Annotated in this window: 10 protein-coding genes and 1 riboswitch; of the genes, 6 read left to right on the forward strand and 4 right to left on the reverse strand. The window is 63.8% G+C overall.

Features of this window, described 5'->3' with window-relative positions:
- The 3 genes from AB7S84_RS09485 to AB7S84_RS09495 form a co-directional block, all read right to left on the reverse strand.
- On the reverse strand, nt 1-323 hold a 323-nt coding region (locus AB7S84_RS09485), incomplete at its 3' end, for an ABC transporter substrate-binding protein (RefSeq protein WP_428154098.1).
- Between the two features lie 74 nt (nt 324-397).
- On the reverse strand, nt 398-1,147 hold the full coding sequence (locus AB7S84_RS09490; protein ID WP_020877179.1) for an ABC transporter permease: 750 nt from the start codon (nt 1,145-1,147) through the stop codon (nt 398-400).
- On the reverse strand, nt 1,134-1,880 hold the full coding sequence (locus AB7S84_RS09495) for an ABC transporter ATP-binding protein (RefSeq protein ID WP_020877180.1): 747 nt from the start codon (nt 1,878-1,880) through the stop codon (nt 1,134-1,136). The genes AB7S84_RS09490 and AB7S84_RS09495 overlap by 14 nt, the downstream gene beginning before the upstream one ends.
- A 590-nt stretch (nt 1,881-2,470) precedes the next feature.
- A riboswitch (TPP riboswitch) is annotated at nt 2,471-2,573 on the forward strand.
- Between the two features lie 99 nt (nt 2,574-2,672).
- Between AB7S84_RS09495 and thiW the strand changes: the two genes are divergently transcribed.
- The 6 genes from thiW (at nt 2,673) to AB7S84_RS09525 (ending at nt 12,760) form a co-directional block, all read left to right on the forward strand.
- Nucleotides 2,673-3,194, forward strand: coding sequence for an energy coupling factor transporter S component ThiW (thiW, locus tag AB7S84_RS09500; RefSeq protein WP_020878103.1), 522 nt, complete (start codon nt 2,673-2,675; stop codon nt 3,192-3,194).
- On the forward strand, nt 3,191-4,756 hold the full coding sequence (locus AB7S84_RS09505) for an ABC transporter ATP-binding protein (protein ID WP_020878102.1): 1,566 nt from the start codon (nt 3,191-3,193) through the stop codon (nt 4,754-4,756). The genes thiW and AB7S84_RS09505 overlap by 4 nt, the downstream gene beginning before the upstream one ends.
- On the forward strand, nt 4,749-5,411 hold the full coding sequence (locus AB7S84_RS09510; RefSeq protein ID WP_160167724.1) for an energy-coupling factor transporter transmembrane component T family protein: 663 nt from the start codon (nt 4,749-4,751) through the stop codon (nt 5,409-5,411). The genes AB7S84_RS09505 and AB7S84_RS09510 overlap by 8 nt, the downstream gene beginning before the upstream one ends.
- A 119-nt stretch (nt 5,412-5,530) precedes the next feature.
- Entirely contained in the window at nt 5,531-8,050 is a 2,520-nt protein-coding gene (locus tag AB7S84_RS09515) for a GNAT family N-acetyltransferase (RefSeq protein WP_428154103.1), read from the forward strand.
- Between the two features lie 202 nt (nt 8,051-8,252).
- Nucleotides 8,253-9,950, forward strand: a complete 1,698-nt coding sequence (gene acsA, locus AB7S84_RS09520; RefSeq protein ID WP_428154105.1) for an acetate--CoA ligase — start codon at nt 8,253-8,255, stop codon at nt 9,948-9,950.
- 101 nt (nt 9,951-10,051) lie between these two features.
- A complete protein-coding gene (locus tag AB7S84_RS09525) occupies nt 10,052-12,760 on the forward strand; it encodes a bifunctional acetate--CoA ligase family protein/GNAT family N-acetyltransferase (RefSeq protein ID WP_020878098.1) in 2,709 nt (902 codons plus the stop codon).
- 49 nt (nt 12,761-12,809) lie between these two features.
- Here the strand turns inward: AB7S84_RS09525 and AB7S84_RS09530 are convergent, their stop codons facing one another.
- Nucleotides 12,810-13,787: a quinone oxidoreductase family protein gene (locus AB7S84_RS09530; RefSeq protein WP_428154107.1), complete on the reverse strand. Its 978-nt coding sequence runs from the start codon at nt 13,785-13,787 to the stop codon at nt 12,810-12,812.
- Nucleotide 13,788 lies beyond the last annotated feature (1 nt).

The raw sequence follows: 13,788 nt of genomic DNA on the forward strand, positions 1-13,788 counted from the left end.
AGGGGATGTTCGATGAGACGCCCCACGGCGATGACATCCATACCTTCGGCGGCAGCGATTACGGTCTGGGGCTGGTAGGAAACAGCCAGATCCACCTGTCCCGAGACCGCCAGCTTCAAGGCGTCGGCGGTTTCGGAGGGGCTCACGATCCTGACGTCGATCCCGGCCATCTCGAAAAGCCCCCGATCACGGGCCACATAGATCGGCAGATGATCCACATTGGGAAACCAGTCCAGCATCAGGGTGAGTTTCTCCGCGGCTGACGCCGTGGAAAAGAGCATCAGAACGGCGGCGATTGCCGGCATGATCCATTTCTTTCTCATTTCTCTCTCCTTCGAATTCTCTTGTTGCGTGAAAACGACCGAAAAACACGCCAAAGTTCGGCGCTCCTCGCAGGCTACGCTTTTTTGACTTTCCAGGCCACGGCGCGCCTGCCGATGGCGTCCACGGCGGCCCACAGTCCAAGCCCCATGACGGACAGATAGAGAATGGCCGCAAAGACCAGGTCCACGCGCAGTCGGGCGTTGGCCTGGATCATCAGATAGCCGAGCCCATGCTGGGCCCCCACCCATTCGCCGATCACCGCGCCGATGGTGGCCACGGAGACGCCCACCTTGAGGCCGGTGAAGAAATTCGGCAGGGCCCACGGCCACCAGAGGAGGCGAAGGGTCTGCCGGAAACCGGCGCCCATCAGCCTGAAAAGGATGCGATATTCCCGGTCGCACCCCTTGAACCCCTCGAGGAGGCTTACGGTGATGGGGAAAAAGATGATGACGGCGGCCATCAGGACCTTGCTGACGATGCCGTAGCCGAACCAGACCACCAGCAGGGGCGCCACGGCAAAGACGGGTACGGCCTGGGAGGCAACCAGAAGCGGCGTCAGGGAGCGCTCGACGGCGGGGTGTGAAAACATGGCCGTCGCCACCGGTACGGCGACCGCCACCGAAAGCGCTATGCCCAGAAGAATCTCCAGGAGCGTCGTCCCGGCATGGGACAGCAGCAATGGGGCGTTTTCCACCGCGACGATGCCGATCCGGGACGGCGCCGGGAGGATAAAATCGGGAACGGCGAGGTATCGGCATGCCGCCTCCCACACCGCCAGAAAGACGACGATCAAAGCCGGGGGTACAAGCCTACCGGGGGTCATTGTTCAATTCCCGGTCCAGCCGCGCCATCACGGCGGTTTTGGCCCGGATCAGCTCGGGATCGTCGGGCCGCCGGGGTTTGGGGGCCTTGAGGCGGCAGCGGCAGAGGACGTTCATGGGCATCTGCGACAGAACGTAGAGGTCGTCGGCCAGCAGGAGTCCTTCCTCGATGTCGTGGGTGATCATGAGCAGGGTTCTGTGAAAGGCCTGCTGAAGCATCAACAGCAGGCCGTGGAGGCTTCGCCGCGTGATGGCGTCCAGGGCGGAAAGGGGTTCGTCCAAAAGCACCAGCTCGCGTTCGAACATGAGGGTCCGGACCAGCGCGCACCGCTGGCGCATCCCCCCGGATATCTCACCCGGGAGGTAGGCTTCGAATCCATGGAGTCCCATCCGTTGGAAAAGCGCAGCGGCTTTTTCCCGGGAGGCCGCAGGATCCGCCCCTGCAATGGTCGTCGGCAGTAATGCGTTGTCCATGAGCGAACGCCACGGCAGGAGCAGATCCTTCTGCTGCATGTAGGCGGCGACCCGCCCCGCGTCGGGAATGACGTCACCCATCCAGGAGACGGTTCCCGCGTCCGGCGACACCACGCCCGTCAACAGATCGAAAAGGGTGGTCTTGCCGCAGCCCGACGGGCCGATCAGGACCGCGAAACTGCCGCGGGGGATCTCCAGATCGAAACCGTCCAGGACATCGAGTTCGTCGAATCGTTTGACCAGTCGCGAAATTTTCAGCACGGCAGGCTCCCGCCGTTCGGACATCCGTTTGAAAACGCCGTTGTCATGTTGACCCCGCTGGGTTTGGAAAAAAGATGCTAGGATTTAGTTCATATCCCCCCCGTTGTCAATCCGCCGCACCCGGGAAACCCTTTATAACCCCATAACCTCATCATCACTTAATCATTCAACTTTCGACTTTCGACTTTCATAGGCCGGTGCCGAGAGGATACGGCCCTCGCCCCACGCGGTTTCGTTCAAGTGCCGCTAAAGCTTGCTCCGGGCGGCCCGGAAACTCGCTTGCGCTCAAACAGTCCGGGCCGCTGATCCGCCGCGGCGCTTAAGCGGCACTAAAACTCACCGCTGAAGGGGCGCGAACCGTATCCCCCCGGCACCTCTATCCGGCCATCGCATGAAAGTCGAAAGTTGCATTAACCACTTAACCACTTAACCACTTAATCACTTAACCCCATAACCCCGTCCAAAGTTCAGGACTTGATTTTATGCACCAACCCTGATAACACCCCCCAACAGACGGCAGGAAAAGGGTCGTAACCGCCGAAAGCGACATGCCATCGCAAGTCGATTCCATCCGATATCCTGCCGTCCATACATCCGAATAGGGGTGTTCCGAGCCTGGATGCCGGAACTGAGATAATACCCTTTGAACCTGATACAGTTCGTACTGTCGTAGGGAAATCGGAGACGGAACCCGGCGCCGCCGTGATCACGATAAGTTCACCGCGCCTCCCGCCGCGACAAACCCTGCCCAGACATCGACGGTATCCACCAACATCGCGGGAGATCGACAACATGCTTTCAAAAGGATCGGCCGTCAAAAGAACGGACACACGCAAGACCGCCTACGCCGTCATCTTTGTCGCCATGGGCGTCGCCCTGGCACCTTTCACCTCCATCCCCGTCGGCATTGCCAGGATCAATCCGACCCAGCATTTCGTCAACATTCTGGGGGCCGTCATTCTCGGACCCTGGTGGGCGGTCATGATCGCCGGGGTCATCGGGCTCATTCGCAACATCACGGGGATGGGCACGCTTCTGGCCTTTCCCGGCGGGATGATCGGCGCTTTCCTGGCGGGGATCGTCTATGCCGGGACCCGAAACCTCTATCTGGGAGCGGCCGGCGAGATCATCGGCACCGGCCTGATCGCACCGGTGGTGAGCGCGCTGCTCGTGGCGCCGTTTCTCATGGGGCAGGCCATTCCGCTCCTGGCCTTGATCCCCTCCTTTCTGGGCAGCACCCTTGCGGGGTCGGTGCTGGGGGTCATGGCCGTGAAGCTGCTTCATCGGGCCGGCATCATCGAACTCGGGGCATGACGCGCAGGGAAAGCTTCATCGCCGTCGCGGGCCTCCGGTACGCCTATGGAAAAGAGACGCCCTGGATCCTGAAGGACGTCGATCTGGAAATCCCGCCGGGTGAGCACCTCCTGGTCGCCGGCGCCAGCGGTTCAGGGAAGTCGACCCTGGCCAGGACCTTGAACGGCCTGATTCCCCATTTTTACGGGGGGCGCCTGGAAGGTGAGGTGCGGGTCGGCGGGGAGTCGACCCGTGATCGCACCGTTGCCGACCTTTTCGACCAGGTGGGGATGGTGTTTCAGAATCCCGAGGCCCAGCTGTTCAATCGAACGGTCCGCCGGGAGATCGCCTTCGGTCTGGAGAGTCTGGGGCTTCCCCGCCGGGAGATGCTGCGCCGTATCGACGGCATCGCGGCGGAGACGGGCATTGGGCATCTGCTCTCCCGGGCCCCGCATCAACTCTCCGGAGGGGAACAGCAGATGGTCTGCATCTCGGCCGTGGCCGCCCTGAAACCGAAAATGATCGTTCTGGACGAACCCTTTGCCAACCTCGACGGAGAAAACGTCGCCAGGATCCGGAAAACGCTGGTGCGGCTTGGAGAAAAGGGTACGGGGGTGATGGTCTGCGAGCACCGCCTCGGGTATGCGGGTTACGACGCCGCACGGATGGTGGTCCTGGCGGACGGCCGAAAGGTCCTGGACGGACCCGCGAAAGCGGTGCTCAGCCGGGATCTCGGCGTCTACGGGCTCGAAGCCCCCACATGCGGGCAGGCTTCCGGTCTCGGGGCGTCCGGTTATGAAATCCGCCCGGAGGCTCCCGGCCGGGGTGCCGCGGGGGACAGGCAGCCCATCATCGAACTGGACGGCGTTTCATTTGAGCGGGGGGGGCGCCGGATCATCGACAACGTCAGCCTTTCCATCGACAGAGGGGAGTGCGTCGCCATTGTCGGCCCCAACGGCGCGGGCAAGACCACGCTGCTCAAGCTCTTCAACGGCCTTTTCCGACCGGTGTCGGGGAGAGTCCTGCTGAACGGGAAAGACATCCGCAAGGAAAAAGTCTCACGCCTGGCCCGGCATGTGGGCATGGCTTTCCAGAACCCTTCGGGCCAGTTTTTCAAGCTGACGGTATGGGACGAGATCACCGTAGCGGCGAAGACCCTGAACCGCTATGATCCGGAATGGATCGATACCCTGATCCGGCTTTTTCGTCTGGGCGATCTGGTGACGCGCCCCCCGTACCGCCTGAGCAGCGGCGAAAAAAAACGGACGGCCTTCGCGGCGGCCCTCTCGGCCCGGCCCGACATCCTGATTCTGGATGAACCCACCTCCGGCCAGGACCGGCACTTCAAGAATGCCCTGAGCGGTTTTCTTGCCGAACTTCAGGAACAGGGACAGACGGTGGTTCTGGTCACCCACGATCTGGGGTTCGCCGAAACGTGCGCTCCGCGCTGGCTTTATCTTGACGGCGGCCGCATCATTGCACAGGGGGCGCCCCGGCGGGTGTCGGCGGGCTCATGTCCCCCGGTTTACGGCGCCGGATCGGAGGCGGCGGGCCTTTGTGGAGGGATGGGTGCCGGTGCTTGATCCCAGAACCAAACTGATTCTGGCCGTCTTTTTCGCAGCCGCGACAGCCGTTCTCGAGCCGGTCCGGCTGGTAGGCGCGGCCTGGGCGATCCTGATCCTGACGCTTTCGATTCTGGGGTTTCTGAAGGCCTACGGCCGATGGCTGATGCTGGTCCTGCCCATGGCGGTCATATTCGGCGGGGTGACCGCGTGGTCGGTGCATGCGGCCGCCGGCATGATGGCCGCCCTGAAACTCCTGACCCTGACCACGGTCTTTTTCATCTTTTTTTCGACAACGCCGGCGGAAGACCTGGCCAACGCCCTGGTCAAGGCCGGTCTGCCCTACGGCATCGCCTTCATCATGAGCACGGCGTTGCAGTTCGTGCCGGTTATCGGCCGGAAAGCCGGAGATGTGCTGGATGCGCAGCGGTCCCGGGGGATTCCGGTGGAGCCGGGGTGGGGGGCGCTGAAACATTATCCGGCCTTTTTCATCCCCCTGCTCCTCCAGTCCTTTCAACTGGCCGAGGAATTGGCGGAGGCCATGGAGGCCCGCGGCTTCGGCCGACCGGGCCGGACCTTTCTCGCCGAATATCGCCTCAAGGCCGCGGATTGGATCGCGCTCGGGGTATCGGGCATCGCCCTGGCCGGATTTCTGTTCTGGAAGCTGAGCCGTTAGCCTGCCCGATTCCCGGTTGTCGCATCGATTTTTCGACCGCCGGCCTGAAGAGCCCTTGAGATCTTTGTGGATTTCTGGGATAATGGCGGAAAAATTCCGAGACGGGGAGGGAACGCAGCATGACGATCCGATATCTTGACAAGATGTTCAAGCCGGCGTCGATGGTCCTGATCGGCCCCGGTCCCATGCCTGGGACCGTCGGAAACGTCGTGCTCCAAAATGTCCTCGGGTCCGGTTTCGAGGGGAAAATCTTCCGGGTCGATCCCGGGCCGGAAACGCCGGCATCCCCGGCGACGGACATACCGACGTACGCGCGGATCTCCGAACTTCCCGAAGTACCCGATCTCGCGGTCATTCTGAGACCGCCGGCAGCCGTCCCCGGAATCCTTCGGGAACTGGGGGAGAAGGGCACCCGCGCAGCAGTGGTCATGATGCCGGGGCTGTTCGAAAAACACCCGTGGACGCGGGAGCGCCTCGGCCGGGAGATGCTGGCCGCTGCAAAGCCTTACGGCCTTCGCATCATCGGACCCGGCTCCCTGGGGATCATGTCGCCGTTGGCCTTTCTCAATGCCGGTTATGCCCACATCCACGCATTGTCCGGATGGCTCGCCTTTGTCGGGCAGTCCGACAATATGATCGCTTCCGTTCTGGACTGGGCGACCCACCACCGGATCGGATTTTCCCATTTCGTTTCCCTGGGCGACTCGGCGGACGTCGACGTCGGGGATATGCTCGATTATCTTGCCAACGATCATCACACCCGTGCCGTCCTGCTCTATGTCGAAACCGTCGCCGATGCCCGGAAATTCATGTCGGCGGCCCGGGCCGCATCCCGGATGAAACCGGTCATCGTTTTCAAGGCAGGCAGGGCGGGGCCCATCGTTCCGGACGGTGTTTCCCATGTGGAATCCGACGCCGTTTACGACGCCGCCTTCCGCCGTGCCGGGATGCTCCGCGTGAGCAGCATCCAGGCGCTTTTCGACGCCGCCGCCACCCTGGCCGCTCTTCAATCGGTGACCGGCAGCCGGCTGGGGATTCTCACCAACAGCAGCGGCGCCGGCGCCCTTGCCGCGGACAGCCTCATCGCCGGGAATGGGCGCTTGGCCGAGTTCACCTCCAAAACCGCCGCCCGACTCCGGCGGATGCTTCCGGCAACGTCCCCTCCGGCAAATCCCCTCAATCTTGGAGAGGACGCCGATCCCGACCGATATGCCGCCGCCCTGGAAATTCTCCTGGAGGATCGACACACCGATGCCGTACTGGTCCTCAACTGCCCCCATGCTATTGTCTCCGGCACTGCGGTCGCACGAGCCGTTATCGAGGTCTTTCGGTCGAAGCTGGATCCCTATGGAAAACGCCATACCCTGCTGACCAACTGGATCGGCCGGGGGGCGGCCGTGGGACACGGGCGGCTTTTTGCAGAAAACGCCATCCCCACTTACGAAACCCCGGACGACGCCATACGGGCGTTCATGCGGATGGTCCGCTACCGGCACAACCAGGAAATGCTCATGGAAACCCCGCCGAGCATCCCCGACGCCTTCTCGCCCGTCGGCGACACCCCGCGGAAGATCATCGGGACCGCGCTTGCCCGGGGCCGTGATCGGCTTACCAAAGCCGAAGCATCGGCCCTTCTCGAGGCCTACCGCATTCCGACGGCAAAAATGGGCGGGCTCGCGGATGCGGAAAGGGCGGAAGTTGAGGTGAACTGCCGCTCCAATGCCCATGAATTGATGATCGGGATGACGGAGGATGCCCGATTCGGCCCCGTCATCCGTTTCGGGCACGGGGGGAACGCCGTCGACATCATCGACGACCAGGCCCTGGCCCTGCCGCCGCTCAACCTGCACCTGGCCGGAGAGGTCATGGAAAGAACCCGTATCTTCAAGCTGCTGAAGGGATACGGCGACACGCCCGCCGCCGATCTCGACGCCGTTGCGCTGGTTCTGGTCAAGGTGTCTCAATTGATCTGCGACATCGCGGAGATCCGCGAACTGGTCATCAACCCGATTCTGGCGGACCCCGACGGGGTGACGGTTATGGACGCCGCTTTCCGGATCTCGCCCTCGGAAAGCCCGCCGGAAGCGCGTCTGGCCATCCGTCCATATCCCAGGGAACTGGAGGCGGCGGTCCGGACGAAGGACGGCCGGGGCCTCCTGGTCCGTCCCATCCGACCGGAGGATGAACCTGCGTTCTGCGACCTGTTTGACAGCATGTCCCGGGAAGAGGTCCGCCTCCGGTTTTTTCGGTACATGAAAACGATCTCCCACACCCTGGCGGCCCGTCTCACCCAGATCGATTACAACCGTCAAATGGCCCTGGTACTGACGGACATGCCGGAACCCGGGGCAACGGCGTCGATTTACGGCGCGGTGCACGTCAACATGGATCCCGACAACGTATCCGCGGAGTTCGCCGTCATGGTCAGAAGCGACATGACCGGCATGGGGTTGGGCTCTCTCCTGATGCGGCAGGTCATGCAGTACTGTCGGCGTCGCGGGGTTTCCGAAATCTTCGGCGACGTTCTGGCGGACAATACCGCGATGCTGGCACTGGCCCGATCCCTGGGATTCCAGGTGGAACGCCGGCCGGAGGATCCGGCGGCGGTGGTCGTCCGCCTGCGCCTGGACGACGCATAGGCCCGTGTGGGAGGCAGGGCGGTGATGGACGCTTTACACGCTGTAAAAGGGGCCGACGTTTTGCGGAGCCTCGTCTTCCGGTCCGGCGCCGGGCGCTTTACCGGAAACGACGGGACGACACGGTGCCGGGAAGGACCCTGACGGTTCGGCACGGGCGTTGCTTCATACACATCGAGGCGTTGCTGTCGCCTTTGGGGGGAACATGACGAAAGACCACACCGACACAAAAAGCCCGGGATTCTCCTGGGATGCGGTACAATCCGCCCTGGCCGGGCTGCCGAACGGCGCCGGCCTCAACATCGCCCATGAAGCCGTGGACCGGCATGCCGCAGGTCCCCTTCGGGATCGCACGGCCTTTCGCTGGATCGGCGAGGACGGTGATCCGCAGGACCTCTCCTATGGGAAGCTTTCGGCCCTGACCAACCGGTTTGCCAACGTACTCGAGGCCCTCGGCGTTGAAAAAGGGGACGGGGTCTTTGCCTGCGCCGATCGCATTCCGGAGCTCTACATCGCGGCCCTGGGCGCTTTCAAGCACGGCGCCGTTTTCTGCCCGCTCTTTTCCGCATTCGGTCCGGAGCCGATCCGTCAACGCCTCGAGCGCGGCAAGGCCCGGGTGCTGCTCACCACCGGCCGCCTGTTCCGGCAGAAGATATCGGCGCTGACAGAGCAGCTTCCCGACCTGAGGCACGTCATCCTCACCGACGCCGTCACGGCGGACACCCTCGCCTATCCGGATCTCATGGCGGCCGCCGCCGACACTTACGCCATCCCGCCGACGGATCCGGAGGACAGTGCCCTGCTGCATTTCACCAGCGGAACCACGGGCATGCCCAAGGGTGCGATTCACGTTCACGGCGCGATCCTGGTCCACCACATCACCGGAAGGCATGTGCTGGACCTGAGGGACCCGGACGTTTTCTGGTGCACCGCCGATCCCGGCTGGGTGACCGGCACCATCTACGGCATCATCACCCCCCTTCTCATGGGCGTCACCAGCATCATCGACGAAGGGGCGTTTGACGCGGCGCGCTGGTTTGAGATCCTGGCCTCCCAGGGGGTGACGGTCTGGTACACGTCGCCCACCGCCATCCGGCGTCTGATGCGCGTCCCCCCGGAGGAGATCCGCCGGTACGATCTCGGGCGCCTGCGGCATATTCTGAGCGTCGGCGAGCCCCTGCCCCCGGATGCGATCCTGTGGGGTCGGGAGGTTCTCGGCCGCGATATTCACGACACCTGGTGGCAGACGGAGACCGGCGGCATCATGATCGCCAACACCCCGGCCGTGACCATCCGGCCGGGATCCATGGGGAAGCCCATTCCCGGCGTGACGGCCGCCGTCCTCGAACGGCGGGAAGACAATACCGTCGCCGTCATCGAGGCGCCCGAAACCGTCGGGGAGCTGGGGCTTGCCGTGGGATGGCCGTCCATGTTCCGGGGATACCTCAACGAGCCCGATCGCTATGCGCGATGTTTTTCAGACGGCTGGTACCTGAGCGGAGACCTGGCCTGTCGGGATGCCGACGGCTATTTCTGGTTTGTGGGGAGACGGGACGACATCATCAAGACCTCCGGGCAGATGGTCGGGCCCTTCGAGGTGGAGCGCCTGCTCCTGTCCCATCCCTTTGTGGCCGATGCGGGCGTGATCGGCAAGCCCGACCCCATGATAGGGGAGGTGGTCAAGGCCTTCGTCGTGTTGAAGCCCCACATCCGGGCGGACGACGACACCCGTCGCGAACTCATGGCGTTTTCGCGGAAAAATCTGGGGGCGGCCATCGCGCCGGGGGAGATCGAATTTGCGGACAGCATCCCCAAAAACCGCGCGGGCAAGGTCATGCGGCGGCTGCTCAAGGCGCGGGAGCTGGGGGAAGACCTGGGCGATCTATCGACACTGGAGGACTGAGCCGGAAAACATACGGCCGGCGGATGACGGTCCCGGGTGTGCCGGGACCGTCATCCGTCGCCTTTTCCCGGCTTTCAGCCTCCCACCAAAAGGAGCGGACCATGACGATTCGGAATCTCGACAAGATGTTCAAACCCAAGTCCATTGCGCTCATCGGCGCCAGCGATACGCCCGGCACATTGGGAAACGTCGTTACGCGAAACCTGCTCGGCGCGGGATTCGAAGGGGATATTTTCCCGGTGAACCCGAAATATGCCACCGTATCCGGGGTTGCCGCCTATCCGGACGTCGCGAGGATTCCTTTTGTTCCGGACCTTGGCGTTATCGTGACCCCGCCGGATACGATCCCCGGCATCATCCGTCGCCTGGGGGAAAAGGGCACTCGGGCCGCCGTCGTCATCAGCGCGGGATTCATCGACGTACAGAACCGGAACGGACGAGCGCTGCAGCAGGCCATGCTCGATGCGGCCAAACCCTACACGCTTCGCATCATCGGCCCCAACTGTCTGGGAGTAATGGCGCCGGGCGGCTTTCTCAACGCCGGCTTTGCGCACATCCACGCCCTGCCCGGACGACTCGCTTTCGTGGCGCAATCCGGCGCAGTGATCGCATCGGTGCTCGACTGGGCTACCCATCGCCGGATCGGCTTCTCCCAACTCGTATCCCTGGGCGACATGGCGGACGTCGATTTCGGCGACATGCTCGACTATCTCGCCAATGACAGCCACACCCGCGCCGTCCTGCTCTACGTCGAGGCCGTCACCCATGCCCGGAAGTTCATGTCGGCGGCACGGGCGGCGTCGCGGATGAAGCCGGTCATCGTGGTCAAGGCCGGACGGCATGTCGAAGGGGCACGGGCGGCCGCATCCCATACCGGCGCCATGGCCGGATCCGACAGGGTTTACGACGCAGCATTCCGCCGGGCCGGCATGCTGCGGGTCAGCGACATGCAGGCCCTCTTCGATGCCGTCGGCACCCTTTCCGTCACCCAGTCGGTGTCCGGGGACCGGCTGGCCATTCTCACCAACGGCGGCGGGGTGGGGGTCATGGCTACCGACACCCTGATCAACAAGAAGGGGCGTCTGGCCGCCCTGAGCCCGGAGACCCTGGATCGCCTCGAGGATGTCCTTCCGTCCACCTGGTCACACGGCAATCCCGTGGATATCGTGGGCGACGCCGCCGGCGATCGGTATGCCGCCGCCCTGGAGAACCTGTTGGGGGATCCGGAAACCGACGCCGTCCTGGTGATCAACGTGCCCACGGCGGTGGCGTCGAGTTCGGAGGCGGCCCAGGCCGTCATCGATGTTTACAAGGAAAAAAGTCGAGCCCAGTCCCGGCCCAAAACCCTTCTCACCAGCTGGATCGGCGAAGGCGCCGCCGCGGGATCGCGTCAGCTCTTCACCGACAACGGGATTCCCACCTATCAAACTCCGGATGATGCCGTCCGGGCGTTCATGCAGATGGTCCGTTACCGGCACAGCCAGGAGATGCTGATGGAGACGCCGCCCAATGTTCCGGAACAGTTCAGGCCCGATCCCGGGGCGGTGAGGGCGGTTGTCGGGAAGGCCCTCTCGGAAGGGCGCGAGTGGCTCTCGGAAGCCGAGGCCAAAACGGTGCTGGGCGCCTACGGAATTCCCGTCGCCGAAACCCTGACGGCCGAAACCCCAGAAGCGGCCGAGCGTGTCGCCGCGGACATGGGGCTTCCCGTGGTCCTGAAGATTCTCTCCCGGGACATCACTCACAAATCCGATGTGGGCGGCGTCGCCCTGGATCTCGAGTCCCGGGCGCGGGTGCGCGAAGCGGCGGCGGCCATGCTGGGCCGGGTCCGGGAGGCCTTTCCCAAGGCGGTCATCGAGGGCTTCACCGTCCAGCCCTACATTAAGAAGCCCCACGCCCACGAGCTCATCGTCGGCATGACCGAGGACGAGCAGTTCGGACCCGTGCTCCTTTTCGGCCACGGCGGCACGGCCGTGGAGGTCATCGACGATCAGGCGCTGGCCCTGCCGCCGATGAATATGCATCTGGCTCACGAGGTCATGTCCCAGACCCGTATTTACCGGCTGCTCGAGGGCTATCGGGGAACCCCGCCGGCTGACCTCGAGGCCGTGGCCCTGACCCTGGTGGAAGTCTCCCAGTTGATCTGCGACATTCCCGAGATCAGGGAACTCGACATCAACCCGCTTCTGGCGGACCATGACGGCGTTATCGCACTGGACGCCCGGATGCGCGTGGCGCCTGTGGAAGATGCCGCGACGGATCGGCTGGCGATTCGACCCTATCCCAAGGAACTGGAGGAGATTATCCGGCTGCCCGACGGCCTGGAATTGATGCTGCGCCCCATCCGGCCGGAAGACGAACCGGGCTTTCAGGATCTCTTCACCCAGCTCTCTATGGAGGAGATCCGCCTTCGCTTCCTGCACTATATGAAGATACTTTCCCACTCCCTGGCGGCGCGACTGACCCAGATCGATTACGATCGCCAGATGGCTTTGGTGCTGACGGATCCGCCGGACCATGAGGGCAGGAGGGAGCTATACGGCGCGGTGCGCATCAGCGCAGACCCGGACAACGAGCGGGCTGAGTTTGCGATTCTGCTGAGGGGCGACATGACGGGCATGGGCCTCGGCCCCCTGCTCATGCGGCGGATCATCGACTATGCCGGAAAGCGCGGGATCGGTGAGCTGTACGGGGACGTCCTCGCCGACAACAAATCCATGCTGACCCTCGCCCGGGCCTTTGGGTTCAGGGCCAGGCCCGATCGGGAGGATCCCGGGATCATGATCGTGACCCTCCCGCTTTCAAAGGACTGAGGCCGGATCCCTGAACGCGCTCTCCGACAGCGTCAGGAAGGGCGGCCGGTCAGGGAATGAGCACCGAGGATCCCACGGTTTTCCGGTCCTCCAGATCCCGATGGGCCCTGGCTGCCTCGGCCAAAGGATAGGTGTTCCGAACCGCGATGGTGACCGCGCCCCGGCTTACCACATCGAAGAGGTCCCCGGCGTGGGCCGTCAAGTCCTCCCGCCGGGCGGTGTAGGTCATCAGGCTGGGCCGCGTCAGGAAGAGCGACCCCTTTGCCGCCAGGACGGCGGTGTCCAAGGGCGGAACCGGTCCTGAAGACTGGCCGAAGCTGACCATCGTTCCCATGGGTCGGAGGCAGTCCAGGGACTTCATGAAGGTGGCCTGACCGACGGAGTCGTAGACGACGTCGACCCCGCGGCCCTCCGTGACGGCCTTCACGCGTTCGGGAAAGTCCTCGGTCTTGTAAAGGATGGGATGGTGGCACCCGTTGGCCCTCGCCAGTTCGGCTTTCTCCTCGGATCCCACCGTTCCGATGACCGTGGCGCCGAGATGCCGGGCCCATTGGCAGACGATGAGCCCCACGCCGCCGGCCGCGGCATGGATGAGGATGGTGTCTCCGGCCTTGACGGGATAGCACCCCCGCAGCAGATAACGGGCGGTCATGCCCTGCAGCATCATGGCCGCCGCCTGGGTGGATGAAATCGTGTCGGGGAGACGAATGAGCCGGTGGGCCGGGATACGGCGTTTTTCCGCATAGGCCCCCGGCGGCAGCCCTGCGTAGGCGACCCGGTCTCCCACCGCCGCCTCGGTGACGCCGTCCCCGACGGCTTCGACGATCCCGGCCCCCTCCATCCCGATGACGCCCGGGAGGCTCGGGAGCGGATAGAGGCCGCTGCGATGGTAGACATCGATGAAGTTAAGCCCCACGGCCTCGTGCCGCAGCAGGGCTTCCCCGGGGCCGGGCGTGCCCGGATCGAATTCCTCCCAGCGCATGACCTCGGGTCCGCCGGTTTCGTGAATGACGATGGCTTTGGTCATC

The organism is Desulfococcus sp., from assembly GCF_050178255.1.
In the GTDB taxonomy this organism is placed as follows: Bacteria; Desulfobacterota; Desulfobacteria; order Desulfobacterales; family Desulfococcaceae; genus Desulfococcus; species Desulfococcus multivorans.